The sequence below is a fragment of the Aerococcus sanguinicola genome (assembly GCF_001543145.1).
Classification (GTDB): Bacteria; Bacillota; Bacilli; order Lactobacillales; family Aerococcaceae; genus Aerococcus; species Aerococcus sanguinicola.
This window is the reverse complement of record NZ_CP014160.1, coordinates 235740-260101: the sequence shown is the minus strand read 5'-3', so window position 1 is coordinate 260101 and position 24362 is coordinate 235740. Positions and strand designations below refer to the sequence as shown.

General features: G+C 48.3%; 21 protein-coding genes and 1 tRNA gene. 15 read left to right on the top strand and 7 right to left on the bottom strand.

The features are described 5' to 3' along the window. Nucleotides 1–589: 589 nt before the first annotated feature. Entirely contained in the window at nt 590–742 is a 153-nt protein-coding gene (locus AWM72_RS09265) for a MerR family transcriptional regulator (protein WP_101603758.1), read from the bottom strand. Between the two features lie 120 nt (nt 743–862). Between AWM72_RS09265 and AWM72_RS01340 the strand changes: the two genes are divergently transcribed. Both AWM72_RS01340 and AWM72_RS01335 read left to right on the top strand, forming a co-directional pair. After that, nucleotides 863–1567, top strand: a complete 705-nt coding sequence (locus tag AWM72_RS01340) for a response regulator transcription factor (protein ID WP_067972011.1) — start codon at nt 863–865, stop codon at nt 1565–1567. Continuing rightward, nucleotides 1564–2673 (top strand): sensor histidine kinase, encoded by a 1110-nt coding sequence (locus tag AWM72_RS01335; RefSeq protein WP_067972007.1) that lies wholly within the window; start codon nt 1564–1566, stop codon nt 2671–2673. The genes AWM72_RS01340 and AWM72_RS01335 overlap by 4 nt, the downstream gene beginning before the upstream one ends. Nucleotides 2674–2801: 128 nt before the next feature. On the opposite strand, the gene yidC is transcribed toward AWM72_RS01335, so the two are convergent. Both yidC and AWM72_RS01325 read right to left on the bottom strand, forming a co-directional pair. Then, nucleotides 2802–3731, bottom strand: coding sequence for a membrane protein insertase YidC (gene yidC / locus AWM72_RS01330; RefSeq protein ID WP_067972005.1), 930 nt, complete (start codon nt 3729–3731; stop codon nt 2802–2804). A 65-nt stretch (nt 3732–3796) separates the two neighbouring features. After that, nucleotides 3797–4069: an acylphosphatase gene (locus AWM72_RS01325; RefSeq protein ID WP_067972003.1), complete on the bottom strand. Its 273-nt coding sequence runs from the start codon at nt 4067–4069 to the stop codon at nt 3797–3799. Nucleotides 4070–4253: 184 nt separating this feature from the next. Here AWM72_RS01325 and AWM72_RS01320 point away from each other — a divergent pair, with 184 nt between their 5' ends. The 5 genes from AWM72_RS01320 (at nt 4254) to rny (ending at nt 11636) form a co-directional block, all read left to right on the top strand. Further along, on the top strand, nt 4254–6620 hold the full coding sequence (locus tag AWM72_RS01320; protein WP_067972000.1) for a DNA translocase FtsK: 2367 nt from the start codon (nt 4254–4256) through the stop codon (nt 6618–6620). Between the two features lie 14 nt (nt 6621–6634). Beyond that, on the top strand, nt 6635–7213 hold the full coding sequence (gene pgsA / locus AWM72_RS01315) for a CDP-diacylglycerol--glycerol-3-phosphate 3-phosphatidyltransferase (protein ID WP_067971997.1): 579 nt from the start codon (nt 6635–6637) through the stop codon (nt 7211–7213). Between the two features lie 154 nt (nt 7214–7367). Continuing rightward, nucleotides 7368–8609, top strand: a complete 1242-nt coding sequence (locus AWM72_RS01310; protein ID WP_067971992.1) for a competence/damage-inducible protein A — start codon at nt 7368–7370, stop codon at nt 8607–8609. Between the two features lie 85 nt (nt 8610–8694). Continuing rightward, the gene (gene recA, locus AWM72_RS01305) at nt 8695–9783 is read left to right on the top strand and encodes a recombinase RecA (RefSeq protein ID WP_067971990.1); all 1089 of its coding nucleotides are present in this window, start codon (nt 8695–8697) and stop codon (nt 9781–9783) included. Nucleotides 9784–10064: 281 nt separating this feature from the next. Next, nucleotides 10065–11636, top strand: a complete 1572-nt coding sequence (gene rny / locus AWM72_RS01300) for a ribonuclease Y (protein WP_067971987.1) — start codon at nt 10065–10067, stop codon at nt 11634–11636. Between the two features lie 231 nt (nt 11637–11867). On the opposite strand, the gene budA is transcribed toward rny, so the two are convergent. The 3 genes from budA to AWM72_RS01285 form a co-directional block, all read right to left on the bottom strand. After that, a complete protein-coding gene (gene budA / locus AWM72_RS01295; protein ID WP_067971983.1) occupies nt 11868–12575 on the bottom strand; it encodes an acetolactate decarboxylase in 708 nt (235 codons plus the stop codon). Nucleotides 12576–12589: 14 nt separating this feature from the next. Further along, nucleotides 12590–12880, bottom strand: a complete 291-nt coding sequence (locus AWM72_RS01290; protein WP_067971980.1) for a hypothetical protein — start codon at nt 12878–12880, stop codon at nt 12590–12592. 136 nt (nt 12881–13016) lie between these two features. Beyond that, nucleotides 13017–13628 (bottom strand): hypothetical protein, encoded by a 612-nt coding sequence (locus AWM72_RS01285; protein ID WP_067971976.1) that lies wholly within the window; start codon nt 13626–13628, stop codon nt 13017–13019. A 1454-nt stretch (nt 13629–15082) separates the two neighbouring features. Between AWM72_RS01285 and AWM72_RS01280 the strand changes: the two genes are divergently transcribed. Next, nucleotides 15083–15274 carry a type II toxin-antitoxin system HicA family toxin gene (locus tag AWM72_RS01280; RefSeq protein ID WP_067971975.1) on the top strand — a complete coding sequence of 64 codons (192 nt, stop codon included), beginning with the start codon at nt 15083–15085 and terminating at the stop codon, nt 15272–15274. Nucleotides 15275–15304: 30 nt separating this feature from the next. Continuing rightward, nucleotides 15305–15691, top strand: a complete 387-nt coding sequence (locus tag AWM72_RS01275; protein WP_067971970.1) for a type II toxin-antitoxin system HicB family antitoxin — start codon at nt 15305–15307, stop codon at nt 15689–15691. Nucleotides 15692–16263: 572 nt separating this feature from the next. On the opposite strand, the gene AWM72_RS01270 is transcribed toward AWM72_RS01275, so the two are convergent. Then, nucleotides 16264–16353 (bottom strand) — tRNA-Ser (locus tag AWM72_RS01270). A 220-nt stretch (nt 16354–16573) separates the two neighbouring features. On the opposite strand from AWM72_RS01270, the gene mutS reads away from it, so the two are divergent. The 6 genes from mutS to queA all read left to right on the top strand — a co-directional run bounded on the left by mutS (nt 16574) and on the right by queA (nt 24357). Continuing rightward, nucleotides 16574–19165, top strand: coding sequence for a DNA mismatch repair protein MutS (gene mutS, locus AWM72_RS01265; RefSeq protein WP_067971966.1), 2592 nt, complete (start codon nt 16574–16576; stop codon nt 19163–19165). A gap of 2 nt (nt 19166–19167) precedes the next feature. Then, nucleotides 19168–21108, top strand: a complete 1941-nt coding sequence (mutL, locus tag AWM72_RS01260; protein ID WP_067971962.1) for a DNA mismatch repair endonuclease MutL — start codon at nt 19168–19170, stop codon at nt 21106–21108. 76 nt (nt 21109–21184) lie between these two features. Next, nucleotides 21185–21622, top strand: a complete 438-nt coding sequence (msrB, locus tag AWM72_RS01255; protein ID WP_067971960.1) for a peptide-methionine (R)-S-oxide reductase MsrB — start codon at nt 21185–21187, stop codon at nt 21620–21622. A 12-nt stretch (nt 21623–21634) separates the two neighbouring features. After that, complete coding sequence (gene ruvA / locus AWM72_RS01250; RefSeq protein WP_067971958.1) at nt 21635–22234, top strand: Holliday junction branch migration protein RuvA; 600 nt, start codon at nt 21635–21637, stop codon at nt 22232–22234. Nucleotides 22235–22270: 36 nt separating this feature from the next. Further along, nucleotides 22271–23281, top strand: a complete 1011-nt coding sequence (ruvB, locus tag AWM72_RS01245; RefSeq protein WP_067971954.1) for a Holliday junction branch migration DNA helicase RuvB — start codon at nt 22271–22273, stop codon at nt 23279–23281. A gap of 17 nt (nt 23282–23298) precedes the next feature. Continuing rightward, entirely contained in the window at nt 23299–24357 is a 1059-nt protein-coding gene (gene queA / locus AWM72_RS01240) for a tRNA preQ1(34) S-adenosylmethionine ribosyltransferase-isomerase QueA (RefSeq protein WP_067976497.1), read from the top strand. Nucleotides 24358–24362: the final 5 nt, after the last annotated feature.

Below are 24362 nucleotides of genomic sequence, written 5' to 3'. Positions count from 1 at the left end.
AACAGATTTTATTAGAGTGTGACAAAAGTCGAAATAAAAAAGACTGGGGGATTCCCAGTCTTTGCTGACTTGCTCCAGTGAAGGAAAGCTAAGCGCTAGCCTTCACATCCTGTAGTCGGGTTCGACTTGGCAGGCTTGGAGTGTTTTCACAAGTCAGAAACGAGCGAATGCTTCGCTCTTATTCTGACTTGCTCCAATCATCCAAGCCTGAACGCCAAGTCTCACACCCTTGCTAGTCGGGTTCGAGGATGCAGAAAGGGCTCCTCTTCACAAAGATCCTTCGAAGACTTGCAGTCTTCTCTGGATCTTTGCTCCAGAGGGCCCTTTCTCCCGCATCCTCTCGCACCCTTTAGTCGGGTTCGGTCTGGCAGCTTTCCTGTCACTTCACAAGTCTCCGACGCAGTCTTGCAGACTGCTCTGGTGACTTGCTCCAGTGAAGGAAAGCTAATCGCCAGCCCTCACACCCTTTTAGTCGGGTTCGAGGATGCAGAAAGGGCTCCTCTTCGCAAAAGTCCGTCGAAGGCTTTCAGCCTTCTCAGGCCTTTTACTCCAGAGTTCCCTTTCTCCCGCATCCTCTCACACCCTTGTTTTACCCGGCGTAATAGCCGTAGAGGGCCATGGCGGTGGCGAAGACGACGGAGCCGATGATGGCGATGAGGCCGATCCAGATTAAGATTTGGCCACGACGTTTTTTCTTCTTTTTGTTATCGTACATTTTAGATTTTGGCATGTGCTGTGGCATAAGAAACCTCGCTTTCTCTTGTAAGCTGTACGCTTTTTATTATAGCATAGGGATATATGAATTGCTTAAGGAATATTTTTTCACAAAAACTAAATATTATGGAGATGGAGTGTGAATGAGATGAGTGAAGAAGCAACACGTGTATTAATTATTGAAGATGAAAAGAATTTAGCCCGTTTCATTGAATTGGAGCTGAAGTACGAGGGCTATGAAGTGGAAACTTGCTACAATGGCCGGACGGGACTCAAGGCCGCTCTTGAAGAAGACTGGGATATTATCCTGCTCGACCTCATGCTCCCAGAAATTAATGGGGTGGAAGTCTGCCGCCGCCTGCGCCATGAGAAGACGACACCAGTGATTATGATGACTGCCCGCGATTCTATTATTGACCGGGTGTCTGGCCTGGACCAAGGTGCCGATGACTATATTGTTAAACCTTTTGCGATTGAAGAACTCCTGGCACGGATGCGGGCCTTGCTTCGTCGCATTAATATTGCAGAGAGTGAATTCCAAGTGAAACAAACCAAGCTGACCTTTAAGGATATCACGGTCGAAAAAGAAAATCGGATTGTTCACCGAGGGGATGATATCATCGACTTGACCAAGCGGGAATACGAGCTCTTAGTCACCTTGATGGAGAACGTTAATGTGGTTCTTTCTCGCCAGGAATTACTCAATAAGGTCTGGAATTATGACACTGAGATTGAAACCAATGTCGTGGATGTTTATATCCGTTACTTGCGCAATAAGATTGACCGCAAAGACCAACCTTCCTATATTCAAACGGTGCGCGGAACAGGCTATGTGATGAGGACTGAACAATGAAATTAGATAATCAACCTGATAACCAAGAGAAGAAAAAGCGGATTTCACTTTTTTGGAAATGGGGGCTTTGCCTATCAGGGATTATCTGGCTCATTGCCATGCTGGTACCAATAGCGATTGTGATCTTGAGTCCGGGAGAATTAGTGGTCTCGCTCACTTTTATCGCTTTCTTCCTCCTCTTTGCTTCAGGGGTGGCAGGTTTCTTAACGGCGTCTTGGATGCTCCAGCCTATCCGCGATATTAAATTCACCCTGGACCGGATCTCCTTTAAGAGCATTGCCGATACCCGGGTGATCATCCGCGATAGCCAGGATGAGCTGACGGATATTTCCCTGGGGATTAACCAGCTCTTAGACCGGATGACCCATTATATCGACCAGCAGGTGCATTTTGTTGAGGATGCTTCTCACGAATTGCGGACCCCGGTGGCGATTGTCCAGGGACACTTGAAGATGCTCAACCGCTGGGGCAAGGATGATCCCGAAGTTTTACAGGAATCCATCCAATCAGCTCTGAGTGAGATTGAGCGCATGCGGGTTTTGGTCCAAGAGATGCTCGACCTGTCGCGGGCTGGCCAAGTGGAGATCCACTACCAAGATGAGGCGGTTGATGCCGGTATGGTGGTGGAAGAGTCTTATGAGAACTTCAAGATGCTCCACCCTGACTTCACCTTCATCTTGAATAATGAGCTCTCTAAGCCTTATTATGTGGCGATTAACCGCCACCATTTAGAGCAGTGCCTCATTATCTTATTGGACAACGCCGTCAAGTATTCCACCGATACTCCCTTGATTCATATTACGGTATCTACGGATGTGATCCGCTATGTGGAAATTGCCATCCAGGATTTTGGCGAAGGGCTTTCTCAGGAAGACCAGGATAAGATTTTTAACCGTTTCTACCGGGTGGACAAGGCTCGGTCTAGGGAAAGAGGTGGCAATGGTCTCGGCCTTCCCATTGCCCGTCAGCTGATCGAGGGTTACAAGGGTCAGCTCTTCGTGGAATCTTCCTTGAATAGTGGTTCGGTCTTCCACATCCGCCTGCCCTTAGCTGAGGAAGTTGATGACAAGGTCCGGTCAGTGGAAGCGGACTCAGATACAGATTAAAAAAATGCCTTAAAGCAGGACAGAGTGTGCTGCTTTAAGGCATTTAATTTTGTTTTTGTGATAGCTGAGCATCCGTTCTGTTTTTGAATTTGGTCATTAAGCTACAGATGTTCAAGAACTGCTAGCGTCTATTGACGCTTTTGCTTGCCGGCATTCCGACCTTTTTTCGGACCCTTGTCAATTTGACGAGGGGCGTCGTCTTTGACGCTTTGGGTGACGTCTTTGGCTTGTGTGCTTGGACTCGATTTCACTTTAACCGGATTCTTCTTCATCTCTTCTTCAATGCGGGCTGTGATGCGTGGCCGGTAGATGAGATTGGTGTAGAGCGATTGGAGAACACCCCAGAGCGCTGATACAATGAAGTAGAGGGTCAGACCAGCAGGTGCACTGAAGACGATAAAGCCCATCATAATTGGCATCATAAACATCGACATCTTCATTTGAGCCCGTTGTTCTTCTGGGATCCCTTGAAGAGAAACCCAAGATTGCAGGGCATAGAGGGCAATTGTAATGATGGCGAAGAGTAGGCTTGGTTCGCCTAAAGGAATGCCAAAGAAGGTGTAAGCCTTGATGTCAGGGCTTGTTCGGATCGCCGCATAGAGGCCAGAGAAGATCGGTAATTGAATGAGGAGAGGCAGGCAGCCTTTCATCCCGCCTAGCATGGAGATGTTATTTTCTTTAAGAAATTCTTGCTGCTCCATAGCGAGGCGCATCCGCTCTTCGTCAGAGCTGGCATTCTTTTGCCGCTCTTGCATTTCTTTCATATAGGGTTGGAATTCTTTCATCCGGACCGAATGTTCCATAGTGGAGTTCAACTGGCGCATGGTGAGCGGTAGAAGAACCAGGCGTACCAGGATGGTCATGGTAATGATGGCTAGACCATAATTTCCATTAAAGATCTCAGCAAACCAGTTGAGTAAACGGTTGATCGGCATGGCGAACCAACGGAAGCCAAAGCCGTCCGGATTATTCGGGTTGGCACAGCCAGCTAGTAATAGGGTACTAGTCAGCGTCAGGGCAAGCAGTTTGGTCCGCTTGCCTGTCAATGATTTAAACAATATGTCACGTCCTTTAATCTTTGATAAAACTTACCCTATTATTCTATCGAAACTAGCTTATGATTTCAATAAAGCGTTTCAAAAGAATCTTTAAAGTCTAAGTCTTCCTCGGCTAGCAGGTCGACCTGGTCAATCCGCGCATAGGGATTGGCTTCTTCAAGGGCTTGGAGAAAATCCTTTCGGGTCTGGGCATCTGCTTGGAGGACCAGGCTGACACTGCCATCTGCCTCGTTCTTAACCGAGCCCCCTAAGTGCCACTGGCGGGCGAGTTGACTGCAGTGAAAACGGAAGCCGACCCCTTGGACCCGGCCTATGATACGAAGTTTACTGGTTAACATCTTGCAACCTCCTTTCCTTAATCATAGCATGCTTTGCGGGGCTGGGGGAATAGCTGGTAAAGAAATCTAACTTGTGGGAAAATTATTCCTAGCCCATAAGCTGCGTAAAAGCTGAAAATTGTATATAATATAGAGTGTATAATCGTCGAATCGATTAGTCGAGAAAGGATGTTGTCGGAAGTCAATGGCAAAAAGAAGAAGGAAAAAAACAAAAAAACGTACATTTAAAAATGAAGCGATTGCCCTTGGCGTGCTTGTGGTGACTTTATTTGGCATTTTCCGCTTAGGCTTTGTCGGCCGGCTCATTGCCCAGCTTATGCGCTTATTAGTGGGCGAGCTTTACTTGCCGGTCTTTGTTGGCCTGGCCTTAGCCATGGTCTGGCTGATTTTAACAGGTCAGGGCCCTAACTTGCGCAACCGCCTGTCCCAAGCCTGTCTCTGGCTCTTGCCTCTGCTGGCACTGATCTTACATTCTTGGTATTTTTCAGCCTTTGCGGATCAGGGCCAGTCTCTGATTAATGTGACCTGGTCTTTAGCGACGGAAGCCCTCCGCCAGGGTAGCTTCAGCCAGAGTTTGGGCGGGGGAATGCTTGGGGCCTTGCTTTACACGGTCTCTTATTTTACTCTGGGCCAAGTGGGGACCTATGTCCTGATCTTTATCGCCATCCTGGTCCTGCTCTGCTTTGTCATGAATATCTCCTGGCAGGAATTCTTGGAAGGCATCCAGATGCTCTGGACGGTCTTTTCAGACTGGTTCTCCAATTTCCTGGCAGACAGTAAGGAGAGCCTGCAGAAACAGTCAGAGAAGCGCCAGGCCAAGGCCAAGCAAAAAGCCAAGCAGCCGGAAGCTAAAGAAAAGAAGAACCGCATCCGGCCTAAAAAAGAAAGGACTGACCAAGAGGCCCAGCCTGCGCCAAGAGAGCCGGTAGAAATCGTCGGCCTATCCTCTTCCCAGTCTTCAGGAGGGAGCCGGGCTAAGTCGAGTCCGAGTCAACAAGAGGCTCCTGCTCAAGCTGCCGCGCCTGCCCAAAATATTCCCTTGAAATTTGAATACGATGAGGAAGAAGAGGAGGACCATGAAGACCTGGCCGACATGAAAATGGAAGCCGAGGAAGAGAATCCTAATTATCGCCTGCCTCAGCCTGATCTCTTGAATGATCGGGAAGAGACGGACCAGTCCGGCGAATACAGTGTGATCCAACACAATATTGAGAAGTTAGAGGAGACCTTCGAGAGCTTTAATGTCGATGCCAAGGTGGTCAAGGCTAACCTGGGACCAGCTGTGACCAAGTTTGAAATCCAGCCAGCTATCGGGACCAAGGTCAGCAAGATCACCAATCTTGCGGATGACATTGCCCTGGCTTTGGCGGCCAAGGATATCCGAATTGAAGCGCCTATTCCTGGCAAATCGGCCATTGGGATTGAGGTCCCTAACCAACAAGTCAGTCTAGTTGCCTTGCGTGATAGCTTGGAGAATGCTCCCAAGTCGCCCAAACTCTTGGAAGTTCCCTTGGGGCGGAGTATTGCGGGCTCCATCCAGATGGCTGACCTGGCCAAGATGCCCCACTTGCTGGTGGCAGGGTCTACGGGGTCAGGTAAATCGGTTTGTATTAACGGGATTATTATCTCTATCTTGATGAAGGCCAAACCTCATGAAGTGAAGTTAATGATGATCGATCCTAAGAAGGTGGAATTGAATGTTTACAATGGCATTCCCCATCTTTTAACCCCTGTTGTGACCAACCCTCGTAAGGCTGCCCAAGCCCTGAATAAGATTGTGGCAGAAATGGAAAGGCGCTATGAACTCTTTGCCGAAACAGGGGCCCGGAATATGAAGGGCTACAACCAACATATCCGTGAAAAGAATCGGGAAGAGGGGACGGACGATCCCTGCCTGCCTTATATAGTTGTCATCGTCGATGAATTGGCTGACCTGATGATGGTTGCCTCTAAGGAAGTGGAAGCCGCCATCATCCGTCTGGCTCAGATGGCCCGGGCAGCTGGTATCCATATGATTCTAGCCACCCAGAGACCTTCCGTTGACGTCATTACAGGGATCATCAAGGCCAATGTGCCTTCTCGGATCGCCTTTGCGGTCTCCAGTGGGACAGATTCGCGGACTATTATCGACCAGAATGGGGCCGAGAAGTTGCTAGGTCGCGGCGACATGCTCTTCATGCCGATGGGCGAGGGCAAGCCGATCCGTGTCCAAGGGGCCTTCATTGATGATGATGAAGTGGAACGCGTCGTTGACTTTGTGAAGTCCCAGCAAGAAGCAAATTATGTAGAAGCGATGATGCCCAGCGAAGCCAGTGAAGAGAATCCAGCTGATGAACTCGATGAGATCTGGCCTGACGCCATGGAATTTGTCAAGGGTCGGGATACCGTATCCACGTCTATGATGCAGCGCCGTTTCCGCATCGGCTACAACCGGGCCGCCCGCATCATTGATGATATGGAACAGCGGGGGATCATCGGACCGGCTAATGGGTCTAAGCCACGGGTTGTCAACATTTCCGATAACAGCGATGAGCCTTCACAAGCAAATTAAAGGAGAATTGAGAGATGAATTTACCTAATAAATTAACGATATTTCGGATTTTACTGATTCCCGTCTTCCTGCTCTTAGTGGAATTACCCTTGGATTGGGGGACCTGGCATGTCTTAGGCAGTGCGATCGACCCTCATTTGTTTTTAGCAGCCTTGGTTTTTATCTTTGCTAGCTTTACTGATTGGTTGGACGGCTATATTGCCCGCCGCGACCACTTAGTCACTAATTTCGGTAAGTTTGCGGACCCCATCGCTGATAAAATGCTCGTCGCGACGGCCTTGATTGAATTGGTGACTCTGGGTAAGGCCCCAGGTTGGGTGGTCAGCCTGATCCTCATGCGAGAACTAGCTGTTTCAGGCTTGCGTTTAATCCTAGTCCAAGAAGGGGAGGTCATGGCAGCTAAATTTATCGGCAAGGTTAAGACGATGACGCAAATGTTCGCTGTCATCTTCCTTTTGGTTGATGATGCGCCCTTTGCCTTCCTACCCTTCTCAATCGGTCAGGTCTTGCTCTACCTCGCCCTCTTCTTCACCCTCTATTCAGGCTTTGACTATTTCATTAAGAACAAAAAAGTATTTAGTGATGGCCTCTAAGGGCTCAGCATAGAAAAAAGAAAAGTGATTAGGTCAAGCTCCTAGTCACTTTTTTATCAGGCAAGGACTTTTGGTCCAAGCTTTTTTAAAAAATTTGTTAGAATAAAAGTGAATTTTGGAAAAAATGGTCTATATATGAATAAGGAGGAAAGAAATGAAAGCTGAAATTATTGCGATTGGGACGGAAATTCTCATGGGGCAAATCTTGAACACTAATGCCCAATTTTTGGCCCAACAACTGACAGAACTGGGGGTGGGGCACTATATCCAAACGGCTATCGGCGACAATCCCGACCGCCTGGCAGCGGTCACCAAGCAGGCAGAAGAACGATCTGATATAATTATTTATTCAGGCGGCATCGGGCCCACCCGAGATGACCTGACCAAGCAGGCCCTGTCTGCCTATCTCGATGAGCCCTTGGTCTATGATGAGGAGAATTTAGACCGGGTCCGCCAAGACTTTAGCCGGCGTCAAGCGACCATGTCGGACTTGAACCAAGGCATGTCCCTCTATTTTAGCCGGGGGAAAAGTCTCAGAAATCCTGTGGGGCAGGCGGTGGGCACGGCCCTGGTCAAGGATGGCCGACTCTATATAGTCCTACCTGGCTTCCCTAAGGAGATGCGGGCCATGTTCCTTGAAGAGGGCAAGGCCTTGATCCAAGACTTCATAGCTGGAGAGAGCCGGCAGGTGCTGACTTCGCGCTACTTGAATTATTATGGACTGGGGGAGTCCCAGCTAGCCGAAAGCTTAGATGACCTGATTCAAAGCCAGGAAAATCCCACCATCGGAACTTATTCTAAGAATAATGTTCTGACCCTGCGCTTGACGGCTAGTGGCTCGGATGAAGGGACGACCCAGGGCCTCTTAGATACCCTCGAAGAAACAATTAACGACCGCGTTGGGGCTTACTATTATGGCCAAGGTCTGGACTATATGCCCAGCCAGGCCCTGGTCCAGACCCTCAAGACCAAGCAAAAAACAGTCTCTCTTGCTGAAAGTTTAACGGGTGGGATGGCGGCAGCTGCTATTGTTGACTGCCCAGGCGCTTCAGAAATTTTTGAAGGGGGCGTCGTGACTTATAGCCTCCAAGCCAAGCGCGATGTCCTAGGCGTCTCTACTGAAACATTGGACCAAGAAGGCATGGTAAGCCAGGCTTGCGCCAAGGAAATGGCAGAGCGATGCCGCCAGCTCTTTCAGACGGACTATGCCCTGAGCTTTACGGGGGTTGCTGGCCCCGACCAGATGGAAGGCCAGGATGTCGGAACGGTCTTTATTGGCATAGCCGGGCCCGACGACTGCCAAGTCCACCGCCTGCACTTATCAGGCCAGCGTGAGAACATCCGCCGGTCAGCAGTCCATGCCGCTTGCCTGGCCCTTATCCAAAAATTAAATTAGAACAACTGTTCGCTTTTTGCTTGCTATTTAAGCAGAAGCCCGCTACAATATAGCTAGAGTAAATGTACGACAAGGAGGAAGTACTGTGAGTAAATCCAACAACGATTCCAACCGTCAAAAAGCCCTTGACGAAGCCCTCAAAAAAATTGAAAGAAATTTTGGTAAGGGCGCCATTATGAAGTTAGGTGACACGGCCGACCAAAGAATATCAACGGTACCGTCTGGATCACTGACTCTCGATATCGCCTTAGGGGTTGGCGGTTATCCTCGGGGCCGGATTGTTGAAGTCTACGGTCCAGAATCTTCAGGTAAAACAACGGTGGCCCTTCATGCGGTCGCTGAAGTCCAAAAGCGGGGCGGCATTGCAGCCTTTATCGATGCGGAGAATGCCCTAGACCCTGAATATGCCAAGCACTTAGGGGTCAATATTGATGAATTGCTCCTGTCCCAGCCTGATACGGGTGAGCAAGGCTTAGAAATTGCCGATGCCTTGATTTCATCAGGGGCCATCGATATTGTAGTCGTTGACTCCGTCGCTGCCCTAGTGCCCCGGGCTGAAATTGAAGGGGAGATGGGGGATGCCCACGTGGGGTTGCAAGCCCGACTCATGTCGCAAGCCCTCCGTAAACTATCCGGGACTATTAACAAGACGAAGACCATTGCTATCTTTATCAACCAGATCCGTGAAAAGGTGGGCGTGATGTTCGGAAACCCTGAAACGACACCAGGTGGTCGGGCTCTGAAGTTCTATTCTACCGTCCGTTTAGAAGTTCGCCGCGGTGAACAATTGAAGGCGGCTGGAGAAGTAATCGGTAACCGGACCAAGATTAAGGTCGTTAAGAATAAGGTTGCCCCACCTTTCCGCGTGGCAGAGGTTGATATCATGTATGGCCAAGGGATTTCCCAAGCTGGCGAATTGGTTGACCTAGCCGCTGACTTGGATATTATCCAAAAATCAGGCTCTTGGTATTCCTATGGGGATGACCGGATCGGCCAAGGTCGCGAAAATGCCAAGAACTTCTTGAAGGAAAATCCTGATATCTTCCAAGCGGTGGACCAACAAGTCCGTGCCCACTATGGCTTTGGTGGTGAAGCCGCTGAGTCTGATTCAGAAGAAGAAGCTACTGGGCAAGCTGCTTTAGACGTGGACGATAAGGAAGACGACAAGGAATAAGGCCTGAGCTTAGGACTTGTTAGTCCTTTAAGCAGAAAATAATTATCGGCACTGCAAAGATTAAGCTTAGTCGCCAATAAACGATGTAACTTACAAAGAGACTGGGAGTTTTCCTGGTCTTTTTTGTGTTTAGTCATTGGTCTAAATGGTGGGCCCTTTAAAGAACAATTGACAGATTAGAAACAAAAATATACAATATATAATAGGTGTAAAAGTTTTTACACTGAGTAAAAATATTTAAAGTATTTAAGACTACAATTAAATAGAAACGGAGGTGAACTATGCAGTTTACAGGAATAGCCTTCGTTATCGTTGCTTTAATTGTTGGCCTTTTAGTCGGGAACTATGTTGGGGACAAGCGTCGCCAGGAACGGATGGAAGCCGAACTCGCTGAAGCTGAACGTTCAGCCCAGGATATTATCAACCGTGCCGAGCGTGATGCCAAATCCCAATATAAAGAAATGATTGTTGAAGCGAAGGAAGAAGCCCAAACTTATCGAACCGAAGCTGAGAAAGATTTAAAAGCTGATCGTGATGAACTTAAACAACGTGAAAATCGTTTGAACCAGCGGGAGGAAAGCATCACCCGCCGCGAAAACACGCTAGATAATAAAGAAGATCAGCTCAACTCCAAAGAACAATCCTTGCGTGACCGCATGACCAATCTTGAAGAAAAAGAAGCTCATGCGGACCAATTGATCCAAAAACGTGAAGAAGAAGTTCAAAGAGTATCAGGTTTAAGCCAAGAAGATGCGAAAAACTTGATTTTATCTGAAACAGAACGTGAATTGAGTAATGAAGTTGCGATTAAAATTCGTGATGCTGAACAAGAAGTTCGTGAAAAAGCTGATAAAATCGCTAAATCGATTATCCTTCAAGCCATTGAAACGAGTGGGGCGGACACTGTATCTGAAAGTTCAGTGACAGTTGTCCACTTACCTAATGACGATATGAAGGGCCGGATTATCGGTAAAGAAGGGCGGAACATTAAGACGCTAGAATCCTTAACGGGGATTGACTTAATTGTCGATGATACCCCTGAAGCTGTCGTCTTGAGTGGTTTCGACCCTGTGCGCCGAGAAATTGCTAAGATCGCGCTCGATGCCTTGATCGCGGATGGCCGGATCCACCCGGCCCGGATTGAGGAAGCGGTGGAAAAAGCCCGCAAAGAAATGGATACCCGTATCCGTACCATTGGGGAGGATACTGTCTTCGACCTCGGCATCCATGATATGCATCCGGACTTGATTAAGCTAGTGGGACGCTTGAATTATCGGACCAGTTATGGCCAAAGTGTCCTGGGCCACAGTATCGAAGTGGCTAAATTAGCGGGCACCCTGGCTGGTGAGCTGGGCTTGGATGAAGCCTGCGCCAAACGTGCTGGTCTCTTACATGATATCGGCAAGGCCGTGGACCATGAAATTGAAGGGACCCACGTTGAGATTGGGGTCGAACTGGCCCAGCGCTACCATGAAAATGACCTCGTGATCAATGCGATTGCAAGTCACCATGGGGATGTAGAAGCCATTTCACCAATTTCAGTGCTTGTCGCTGTTGCCGATGCGCTATCTGCTGCACGTCCAGGTGCCCGGTCAGAATCGCTTGAAAATTATATCCAACGCCTACGCAGCTTGGAAGACATTGCCAACCGTGCCGATGGTGTCAGCAAGTCCTATGCGATTCAAGCGGGACGTGAGATCCGCGTCATGGTCCAACCTGACCAGGTAGATGACCTCGAAGCAGTGAAACTCTCGCATGACTTAGCCAAGCAAATCGAAAAAGAACTTGACTATCCAGGTCAAATTAAAGTAACGGTAATCCGTGAAAAACGTGCTGTCGACTATGCACGTTAAGTCGTATTACCCCTATAATTTGCAGCAAAAAGAGCTTGGGATTTCCAAGCTCTTTTTCTTGTCCTCACTTGCTCCAGAGGTCCACTTCTACCCGCGCTCCCTCTCACCCTGTGTAGTCGGGTTCTACTTGGCAGACTCGGAGTGATTTCACAAGTCAGAAACGAGCGAATGCTTCGCTCTTATTCTGACTTGCTCCAATCATCCGAGTCTAACCGCCAAGTCTCTCACCCTTTAGCCTTCAGCTTCTTCCATTTCGGCGGCGAGGTTGTCGTAGTCGATGTCGTTTTCCATGAATTCGGCATAGTCTGTTGCAAAGTGTTGCTCCAAGCTGTCGATGGTTTGGATTTGGACCTTGGCATCGGTGACGATGTAGTCCAGAATGTGGCCGCCAAACTTGCGGTCATCGCTGATGAAATGGCAGTGGAAGCCGCCCTTGGCTACGCCATCGTAGAGGTGGGGCGTATAGATGCCGACTGCCGTCCCCATGATATCGTATTGTTCGAATTCAGGTTGGACCCGGGTGGCTTCAACTAAGCGCGGATAGGGCTTTTCTTGCTTTGGCACCGCCCGGGTATGGACATAGTCGAAGTGGCCATCAATTCGAATCACCGAGAAGACGTTCTTGCTCTGGACCATCTGTCCAATCTCAGATCGCATTTTTTTCAGGGTTGTGGGCCGTTTAATCTCTTCAAAGCGGTCTGGCTCGAAGAAGGTGACGGCAGCATAGGGGCTGGTCAATTCAGGCTCGACCTCTACAACCTGGCCGGAAGCTCGGATTTGGTAAGCTTGGCCGTCGACCATGATAAACTCCCCGTCGAAGGCGTGGAAGGTGCCGAGGCCGGTATCGCCATGGTCAAGGAGTTCACCGAAACGGATACTGCCATCAAAGAACCCCGCCATCAAATCGCCTAAGCTTTGGTGTTGAAATAATTTAGACATATAGGCTCCTTTCATTAAATGGGACGAAAGCCAGAGAAAACTAGTTTTTTGTAGCCTAAGAAGCGAAAGAGACCAATCTCCCAGTCGCCCCGGTCAGAGAGACGGACAGACCGGTGCAGGAAGATCGTCACCGGTCCAGCTTGGAAGCTCTGATAGTTCTCTGGATGGGCGGGCTGTCCGCGCTTGACCTCAGGCTCAAAATTACTGGCTTCACAGCAAGAATTGAATAAAGACTGGGGGTATTCCACCCGTAAATCATGGATCCCCTCAGCTTCTAAATAGGATAGAGCTGCCTTGGAAATCATCGCATCCTCCTTTTATTATCCTTAGTTATTTAAGCCTATTTTAGCACAAGGAAGGAAGCCAGAGCAAAAAATGAAAGACCCTAAAGTTTAGCGCTAGGGTCCGATAAAACGTGTATACTCCTTAAGAAGTTAGCACTTAAAATTGAAAATCAATCGCTTGGGTTTGAATCATGGGGTCCATGGCATTTTCGTCCATGGTCATAGCAGTAGTCATTTCCAGAGAGAAGCCGGAAAATTCTTCAGTCGGGACGCCAACCAGCATGACTTGGTCAGAAGCTTTAGCTTTAGGGGCTAATTCAGTCGTTTGATTGAGGAGAACATGGTCATCGATTTGTTCACCATTATCTAAGATGACCCGATCAAAATGGGGACCGATAATTTCTTGGTCTGATAGATTTTCTATAGAATAGACAATTTGTAAGAAGTAACCATCTTTTGGATTGCCCCCAACCATGTCCCAAACAGGGTCTGCCTCGCCTTTATCAGACTGAAAAAGTTTGACGTTATGGATGGTCGCTTTTAATTCAGGAGCAATGTCTAGCGTTTTTTCGGGTTGAGCTATTTTCTTGAGTTCGAGACTGCCGAATTCTGGATCATTTGATTTTTGCCCGACTTTTGTAAGTTCTTCAGGCTTACTTTCTTTACTCTCTTCCTGCAGTTCAACCTTCCCAGCAGGGGCTTCCTTAACCTGATCACCGCAAGCACTTAACGTAGCAGCAGCTAGCGCTAGTAACAATAATTTCTTCATTCCTTTTCCTCCTCGTAAAATATAAATATTTTTATTCACAATACCAGGTGGAAATAAAATGTCAAGAAATTTAGCGATGCCTGCCTAAGTACTTTGCTTTTTTGATTATATGGTATAATAAAAGTGCAAAATGATTAAGTTCTTAGTTGTGCTTGAAATATAGAGGAGCAATGATTAAAATGCCTCATCGTCTACTACATTTCTTATTTGTACTCTTTATGGTTTTGGTATGGTCTGCATGGTTCTATTTCTGCAAACATCTAACCTTAAGAGGCTTTTGGTCAGTCTTCTTTAAGCCAAGAGATAGCGATGATGATCAAGATGATTAGTTGCTTTTGTTTCCTTTAGATAGAATAATCAAATGAGATGGATGAACAGAAAACAAGCAGCCTGGCAAATTGACCTGCCAGGCTGCTTGTTTTTTTATGGATGCTATACATTAGCTAATTTAGCTCGTTAACGGTCCAAAAAGTTATAGAAATTCGAGTAAAAACTAGCATTTATTAGACTTTACTAGCCTTTAGTAAGTGCGATAAAGACCGACAAATCAACATTAGTACTTACTAGCTCTCACTAGAATTCACAAAAAGGAGAGGAAGGAGTGTTTTGCTTATATGACAGTTGGGCATAGCGATGTGACCCCTAAAATTTTCAATTATGTGAGTGTCACAAATGAAGGGCAGAGATATTATTTCACCATTATCGCTGATAAGTATTGTGAAATTAGCTCTCGTCTAGAAAAATGTCCAGTAGCTGGTACCTTGTGTCTGTCAGGTTTCAGATTAGATGAGGGAGAGGTACATATGCCTTACTATCCAAGATTAAGGGTTTTAATGAAGTAGAAGAGAGCTAGACAACTTGAACTATTGGATTAGTAAGTATAACAAGAATACCTTAAATTCTAATGAATATTTGTACCGTACAATCAGCGGTAAAATAAAAAATCTCGCTTCAGTGCCAGGGGTTGAATCAGAACTAGAAACAGAGCTTACAGCAAATACGCACGGTATGCATGTATCATGCACGGGATAAAGTGGCGCCTAAGACGAATGAAAAACTGATAGATACAAAAGTGATGAAGGATGGGTAATGGAAAAATATTTCCAATCGTCACATCTACATCACTAAATAATTCTAAAGGGCTAGCCATCACGGTTAGCCTTTTTAATATGCCAGCTTGAACAAGTGGCCAGGGATTCAGAGGGGATCAAACTAGGGAGGGGTTACCCTCATCACGGCTAGAGGGGCTTATATAGCGATATTAGGCGATTGAGTAGCTAGCAAGGTATTTAGTCATTGGTACTATTGAAACTTATGTAGCTGAGTAACTAATAGCGTTTTGAGCGATAAAATGGATTCTAGGGCTGATGTATCTTAATTGTCTAAGTAAATAACTAAATCAATTGACATACGTATAAATAACACGTATAATAATAAGTGTAAGGAGGTTAGACATGTCTAAAACAAAACCTTACAGAAAAGTCGTTAAAGTGATGAAAAAAGCGGGTTGGCAACTTGACCATACAACAGGTTCTCATGAAATCTATGTTAAAGATGGCAAAACGTGCCCCGTGAAATGCACTAAGAAGGACATTCCTTCTGGCACTTTAACGAGTATTGAACGGATTACAGGGCTGAAGTTTTAGCCCTGAGTCCTTCTATAGAGGAGGCCCACCATGAAAAAAGTCATTTACCCTTGTATCATCACAGAAGAAGATAATGTTTATTATGCTGAATTCCCTGATTTTGAAGCTTGTTTTACTGATGGGGAAAGCTTTGAAGAGGCGGTTATTAATGCGAAGGATGTATTAGAAGGAACATTAACCGTCTATGCTAAAAAAGGAATCGATTTCCCAGAGGCAAATATGGATATTGTTGCCGAAAAAGGAAGAATCGTTTTTGTGGATGTGTGGCTAGCCCCAATCCTAGACCGTGCCAGCAATCAAGCCGTTAAGAAGACATTGACTATTCCTAAATGGTTGAATGATAGTGCTGAAGCCCAATCAGTGAACTTTTCTAGTGTCCTACAAACAGCCCTAAAAGAAGAATTAGGAATCCATTAATCAAATAACGCTTATACGAACGGAGCCAGCTAACTAGAGTTGGCTCTTTTGTTATAAACTTACTCTTGACTACTCCGAAAATACTCCGCTTAGACAATACAATAAAAGCGGCGGAATCGGCACCCTTAAAAAGCTGAATCGGACAAAATGGACGCCATAAAAAGAAAAAATAGACTTTTCGGCCCCCTAAAAAAGGGGAGAACTACATGTTACTAGCAAGGATTAAGAACCTCATAAAACCTCAATGTTATTTTAAAAATGATGGAAAAAGGTGGATAGGGAGAACCTGACAAAACCTGACATGTTTTCTAGATGCTTGAGTGATGCCATCAACATGTTAAAACTTGTTATGATGAATCAAAAGGAATACAAAAAAAGCACCTAACTTAATAGGCGCTGACTAACTAATTTAGCGGTGGGGGTAGACCCATATTTATTTTTAGCTTAAAACCCTCCTGTAATCCCTCCAGTAGAGACTGGAGGGATACCGTTTTTAAGGGTTCATGAGTTTTTTAAGAATGCTATTATATCAATGTTTTAGGGACTTTTTGAAGGTGCCTAAAACAGCTTAAAGGAGACGAAGGGATTCGAACCCTCGTGCCGGTAGTCACCGACAAGTTGATTTCGAGTCAACCGCGTTATGACCTCTTCGCTACGTCTCCATAGAATAAGTACAAGAATTATCTTAACGCTAATCGGCTAAAAATTCAAGTGGGAAATCGGCATGCGCCAGGAAAATCAGGCAGCGTCCAGAAAATCTTCCTCGCCTGCCTAGGCGGTCTCTAGAGATTTGTGTTAAAATGGGGAGATGAATCGTTTGGCCAAGCTCATTCTCGCTTGGAAGGCCTAGGATAGATAAAGATACAAGCAAAGGAGTGCATGATGGTTCAAAAGACTAAGAAAACCCCAATGATGGAACAGTATGAGGCCATGAAGGCTAAGTATCCAGATGCTTTTCTCTTTTTTAGGTTGGGGGACTTTTATGAATTATTTAATGATGATGCCTTGAAAGCGGCCCAGTTGTTAGAGATTACCTTGACGAGTCGCAATAAGAATGCGGAGAACCCCATTCCTATGTGTGGGGTGCCTTATCATGCGGCGGGGGACTATATTCGCCAGCTGATTCGTTTAGGCTATAAGGTGGCCATTGCTGAGCAGATGGAAGACCCTAAGCAAGCGAAGGGGATGGTGCGCCGGGAAGTGATCCGCTTGATTACGCCGGGAACCTACCTGGAAGAGGGCAGCCAGCAGCGCAATAATTATATTTGTTCCTTGCTTCAGAGCAAGTCAGGCTATGCCTTAGCCCACAGTGACCTAGGGACTGGGGAGTTGCAGGTGACCCAGCTGACGAGTTTGGAATCTCTCTTAACGGAGTTTGCCCAACTTCAGCCGAGTGAGTTGGTGGTAGAAACAGAGCCTGATGAAGACTTCTTAGACAAGCTCAAGCGCCTAGCAGACTTTACGCTCTCGGTTTATAGTCCGGACCCAGCGGCAATTGAAGACCAGGACCAGCTCTTGACGGCAATTGAAGGGGCAGATGAGCGGGCAGCTTTGACCCTGCTTTTGGCCTATGTCCAAGCCACTCAGTTCCAGATGGTGGACCACTGGCAGGAGGCCGAACACTATGAAGTGGACCACTACCTACATTTGGACCACTATGCCAAGCGGAACCTGGAACTCACAGAATCGATCCGGACCCGCCAACAGGCTAATAGTCTCTTGGCCTTTCTTAATCAGACCCGAACTGCAATGGGCAGCCGGCTCTTGCGTCAGTGGCTTGACCGTCCCTTGATTATCGCGGCTGATATTGAACGCCGGCAGAATTGTGTGGCTGATCTCATGGACCAATACTTCGTCCGCTTAGAGATCCAGGAGCAATTGAAAGGGGTCTATGACTTGGAACGCCTGGTGGCTAAGATTTCCATGGGCAGTGTCAATGCCCGGGAACTCCTCCAACTCAAGCAGTCCCTAGCCAAGGTGCCAGCCATTGTCCATAATCTCCAGCTCTTACTGGCTGAAGATGAAGACCGGCAGGCCCACTGGCAAGGTGTTTTAGAGAGTTTAACGGCCTTGCCGGAAGTGGTGGACCTGATTGACCGAGCCATTGATCCGGATGCCAATGTGCAGATTACGGAAGGCGACATCATCCGTGATGGCTTCAACGACCAACTCGACCACTACCGCGATGCCATGCGCCACGGTAAGGCTTGGATTGCCAAGCTCCAGGCAGATGAACGCGAGCGGACAGGGATCAAGTCGCTCAAGGTGGGCTACAATAAGGTTTTTGGTTACTATATTGAGGTCACCAAGGCTAACCTCCACCTTCTCGATGACTTGGAGGAGAATAACTATGAGCGCAAGCAAACCTTAGCCAATGCCGAACGCTATATTACCCCTGAGCTTAAAGAAATGGAAAGGACCCTCTTAGAAGCGGAGGATAAGTCCATTGACTTGGAATACCAACTTTTTATCCAAGTCAGAGACCAGGTCAAGGCCTATAAGCAGGACTTGCAGGCCCTAGCCAAGTCAGTGGCTAGCCTGGACGTCTTGCAGAGCTTTGCCCAGATCAGTGAAGACTATCAATTTGTCCGCCCTGAAATTTCTCTGGACGACCGGAATTTAGAGATTATTGACAGCCGCCACCCGGTCGTGGAAGCGGTGATCGGCAAGGACCAATTTGTCCCCAATTCCATCGAAATGGACGACAAAACCAATGTCTTACTGATTACAGGGCCCAATATGTCCGGGAAGTCAACCTACATGCGCCAGTTAGCTCTGATTGTGATTATGGCACAGATGGGCTGTGATGTTCCCGCCAAATCGGCTAAGATGCCGATCTTTGACCAGATCTTTACCCGGATTGGGGCAGCTGATGACCTGATTTCAGGCCAGTCGACCTTTATGGTGGAGATGTTGGAAGCCAACCAGGCCATCCAATATGCGACCGACCGCAGCCTCTTGCTCTTTGATGAGATTGGCCGGGGGACCTCGACTTATGATGGGATTGCTTTGGCCCAGGCCATCTTAGAATACCTCCACGACCATTTAGAGGCCAAGCTGCTCTTCTCCACCCACTACCATGAACTGACCAGCTTGGAGGACTCTTTGCCTGGACTCCGCAATATCCACGTGGGGGCTAGCGAGAAGGATGGGGAACTGGTCTTCCTCCACAAGATTTTCCCTGGCCCTGCTGACCGCAGCTATGGGATCCATGTGGCTAAGCTGGCGGGCATGCCAAAAAGTCTCCTAGCCAATGCCGACCGGATCTTGAAAGACCTCCAAGCGAGTCATGGGGAGGACCAAGGGGAACAATTGAGTCTCTTTAGTGTGGCAGAGACCAGTCCCCGAGCTGAAGACCCGACAGCGACCTGGGTCATGGACCAATTGGACCAGGTGGATTTAAACGACACCACTCCTATGCAGGCCTTTGAGCTCTTGCGCAAGCTAGTCGCTAAAGTGGAAGGAGGGGATTAACCATGGCGATCCAACTCTTACCCAGCCAGGTAGCGGACCAGAATGCGGCGGGCGAGGTGGTGGAACGGCCCGCTTCCGTTGTGAAAGAATTGCTGGAAAATGCCATTGATGGCCAGGCCCAGGTGATTGAAATTCGAGTGGAAGAGAGGGGACTCCGCAGCATTCAAGTGATTGACGATGGTATCGGCATCGCGTCTGACGAGGTGGCGTTAGCTTTTAAGCGCCATGCCACTTCTAAGATCCACCAGAGTCAGGACTTGTTCCGGATTCATTCGCTCGGCTTTCGTGGGGAGGCCCTGCCGAGTATTGCTTCAGTTTCTGAAATGACCTTGGAGACTTCAGACGGCCAGACGGGGACCTGGATCTACTTGCAGGCCGGTGAGCTGGTGGACCGGCGCGACAGCCATCTCCGCCAGGGGACCTCAGTTCTAGTGGAGAATCTGTTCTACAATACGCCAGCGCGCTTGAAGTATATCAAGAGCCTGCCAACCGAGCTCTCCCATATTTCCAATATTATTAACCGCCAGGCACTGGGACATCCCCAAATTCGTTTTCGCTATTTTAATGAGGACAAGCTGGTCTTTGAGAGTAATGGCAAGGGCCGGCTCCAGGAAGTTTTGGCGGCTGTTTATGGCTTTAAGCAGGCCCGGGAGATGTACCCGATCGAAGCCGAGAGTTTGGACTTCAAGTTGACAGGCTATGTGTCCCCACCGACCTTGACGCGGGCCAGCAAGAACTACATCTCTCTCTACCTGAATGGCCGCTATATTCGCAATTATAAGTTAAGCCAAGCGGTCATTGATGGTTACCGGGAGAAGTTAATGATTGGCCGCTATCCGATTGCTGTCCTCCATATCGAGGCCGATCCCCAGCTCTTGGATGTCAATGTCCACCCCACTAAGATGGAGGTGCGAATCTCTAAGGAAGATGTCCTCTATGATCTGATCAAAGAGAGCCTGGACCATATCTTTCAACCCCTCCAGCGGATTCCTGAGGCCAACCAACCCCTCCAGTATACCGAAGAAGCCAAAGCAGAGCCCTTCCGCCTAGAAGAAAGCTATGAGCAGGGCCAACTGCCCTTGTCCAGTTCTCGCTCTCAAGTGCCATCAAGGCGACCCAGCCAGCTAAGTGAGCTGGTTTCCTCAACAAATAGCTCTTGGGAAGAAGCGGAAAGGCCAAGTGAAAATGCTAGTCTTGATTCAGAAGATAGTCCAAGTCAGGCTCAGCCGGCTTCTTCAGAGACGATCCAGCCTTCAATCGAGGAGCGCCAGCACAAGCACAGTGAAAAAGAAGTCTGGCGGGATGTGGACCGGATTACGTCCATCGATGCCAAGCAGGTCGACCAGTCCCCGTCTTTTCCTGATCTAGATTATATCGGTCAATTGCACGGGACCTATCTCTTAGCCTCAGATGATACAGGCATGTATCTCCTGGACCAGCATGCCATGCAGGAGCGGATTAAGTATGAATACTACCGGGACCATATCGGAACTTACGGGACCGCTATGCAGGAATTGCTGATCCCTGAACTTTTTGAATTCACCCAGGATGAAATGCTTGAGATCCAGCCCCTCCTGCCCAAATTAAAGGAGATGCAGCTTGACTTTGAACTCTTTGGCAGCCAAACCCTGCAATTATCTGCCCATCCCACTTGGATTCGCTCTGACCAGGTCCATGAGACGGTAGAGGAATTAATCCAACTGGCCCTGACCGATAAATCAGCCAGTGTGAGCAAGTTCCGCCAGGCGACAGCCATCATGATGAGTTGCAAGCTCTCGATTAAGGCCAACCACTACTTGTCTGATGACCAAGCCAAGCAACTGATTGCTGACCTGAGCCAGTGCCAGAATCCTTTTAACTGTGCCCATGGTCGACCAGTTCTGATCCACTATTCGACTTATGAAATTGAGCGTTTGTTTAAACGGATCCAGGATAGCCATTAGTCCCGGGCACAAATGTTCGCATTTGGCAAGCTTTATGTTAGAATGAAAGTGACAAAACCTTAAAGGAGTGACTGAAATGGACCAAGCCAATAAAGAAGCACGTTTGAAAGAATTAGATGATATCCAATACCGGGTGACCCAAGAAAGTGGGACTGAAGCACCTTTTTCAGGGAAGTATGATGACCACTATGAAAAGGGCATCTATGTGGATATTGTCGATGGGAGCCCGCTCTTTGCCTCAACGACTAAATTTAATGCGGGGTGTGGTTGGCCTTCCTTCTCTAAGCCGCTCTTTGACGACCAAATTAAGGAAAATACCGACACCAGCCACGGCATGGTGCGAACCGAAGTGCGGAGCCAAGCCGCAGATTCTCACCTCGGCCATGTCTTTAATGATGGGCCTAAAGACCAAGGCGGTTTGCGCTACTGCATCAATTCCGCAGCCTTAGACTTCATCCCTTACGAAGAAATGGATGAAAAAGGTTACGGCGACTATAAGAAATTTGTAGAATAGGAGCATTCCGTCATGTATGCTTATTTTAAAGGAAAGATAACCAGCATCTTACCGAATGCGATTATCATTGAAGTGAATGGGATTGGTTACCAAGTGATTATGGCCAATCCCTATCGCTTTTCTAGCCAGGTGGGGCAGGAAGCAAGAATCTGGCTCTACCAAGCAGTCAGCCAAGATAGTATCCGCCTCTATGGTTTTAGCGATGAAGCAGAGAAGGACTTATTCCTGCATCTGATCTCGGTCTCAGGGATCGGGCCAAGGAGTGCCTTGTCCATCCTCAGCTTGGGTGACCATGAAGGCTTGATCCGGGCCATTGACCAGGCAGATAGTCAATTCTTGACCAAGTTTCCTGGGGTCGGCAAGAAGACGGCCCAGCAGATTATCCTCGACTTGCAAGGGAAACTGACAAGTGATGTTGAAGGTAAAACGCCTGCCCAAGCCGCTTCGACGAGTCCAGCCCATCCCATTGCCCAAGAACTGGAGGAGGCCCTGGACAGTTTGGGCTATTCCCAGCGCGATATCCAGCGTGTGCTCAAGCAGATGGACTTTGACCAAGTGGCGACCACTTCGGACGCTATCCGCCAAGCCCTGCGCTTGATGACGGCCCGCTAGTTATTTAGGACAAGGAATTGTGAAAGGAGGCCTGCAGTGGCAGAACGTATACTAGATGAGAATAATCAAGGCCTAGCGGAGGAGAAGTTTGAAGGTTCGCTCCGTCCTCAGTATTTAAGGGAGTATATCGGCCAGTCCGCCCTTAAAAAGGAGCTAGCGGTCTATATCCAAGCTTGCCAGGCCAGAGATGAATCCTTAGACCATGTCCTCCTCTATGGCCCACCTGGCTTGGGGAAGACGACCCTGGCCTATGTCTTAGCTAATGAACTCGGGGTAGGGGTCCACACGACCAGCGGCCCAGCGATTGAGAAGACAGGAGACTTACTCGTCTTACTCAATGAGATGGCGCCGGGGGATATTCTCTTTATTGATGAGATCCACCGCTTGCCCCGGGTGGTGGAAGAGATGCTCTATTCGGCGATGGAAGACTTCCGCGTGGATATTATTGTGGGTCAGGATACCGAAGCCCACGCTATCCAGTTTGACCTGCCCCCCTTCACCTTACTGGGGGCCACCACACGGGCAGGGGCCTTATCAGCGCCTCTGCGCGATCGTTTCGGTATCGTTAAGCAGCTGCGCTACTACAGTCCTGACGAGCTCAATGCCATTGTTCAGCGGACTAGCCAGGTGCTCAATAGTCCCATCGATGACCAGGCCAGTTATGAAATTGCCTTGCGGTCGCGCGGGACGCCGCGGATTGCCAACCGTTTGTTGAAGCGGGTCCGGGACTTCGCTCAGGTCTTCAATGAGGACCAACGCATTGACCTGGCTATTACCCAGAAGGCCTTGGACATTTTGGAAGTGGATGCCAAGGGACTAGACGCTGTTGACCGGAAGATCTTGGAAACCATGATTTTTTACTACCAAGGCGGCCCGGTCGGCTTGTCGACAATTGCTGCTAATATTGCCGAAGACCCCCTCACCATCGAAGATATGTATGAACCCTACCTGATCCAAAATGGCTTTCTCCAACGGACGCCTCGGGGACGGATCGTCACCTCCCTAGCCTATAGCCATTTAGGGATCGACCCAGAAGAAAGCAAGTGAAAAAGGAAGCGAATGGAATGACATTAAAAACATCAGACTATGACTATGACCTACCCGAAGAACTGATTGCCCAGACCCCAACCAAGGACCGGTTAAACTGCCGGCTTTTGACCCTCGATGCCCAGACTGGCCACTATGCAGACCATATGTTTGCTGACTTGCTCGATATCTTGGAAGCTGGAGATGTGCTCGTCCTCAATGACACCCGGGTCCTCCCTGCCCGGCTTTTGGGCACCAAGGAAGAAACCGGTGGCCATGCCGAGCTTTTATTGCTAAATAACTTGGAAGGGGACCGCTGGGAAGTTCTCGCTAAACCAGCCCGCCGCCTGAAGACAGGGACTATTATCCAATTTGGAGACGGCCAGTTAAGAGCTAAGGTGGTGAAGGAATTAGACCACGGGGGACGAGAAATTGAATTTCTTTATGAGGGCATTTTTATGGAAGTTCTCGAAGCCCTGGGAGAGATGCCCCTGCCTCCATATATCAAAGAGCACTTGGATGACCCGGACCGTTATCAGACGGTCTACGCCAAGGAGAATGGATCAGCAGCGGCACCAACAGCCGGTCTGCATTTTACCGAGGACTTCCTAGACCAGGTCCAAGCCAAGGGCGTTGACCTGGCCTATCTGACCCTCCATGTGGGCTTAGGTACCTTCCGTCCTGTGAGCGCCGATGATTTAACTGACCATGAGATGCATTCGGAATTCTACCGTTTGGACGAAGAGAATGCCCAAAAGATCAAGACTGCTAAAGCAGCGGGCAAGCGGGTTGTTGCAGTTGGCACTACCTGTATCCGTACCCTGGAGACCATCGCGCAAAAATTTGATGGCCAGCTCCAAGCAGACTCAGGTTGGACTTCTATCTTTATTTACCCAGGCTTTGACTTCAAAGTGGTTGACGCCATTATTACCAACTTCCACCTGCCCAAGTCGACCTTAGTGATGTTAGTTAGTGCCTTCGCCGGCCGCCAGCATGTCCTGGCTGCCTATAAGCACGCAGTGGAAGCCTCTTACCGCTTCTTTAGCTTCGGGGACGCTATGTATATCCAAGGACCCCAATACCGTGAAGACGATTAACTTGT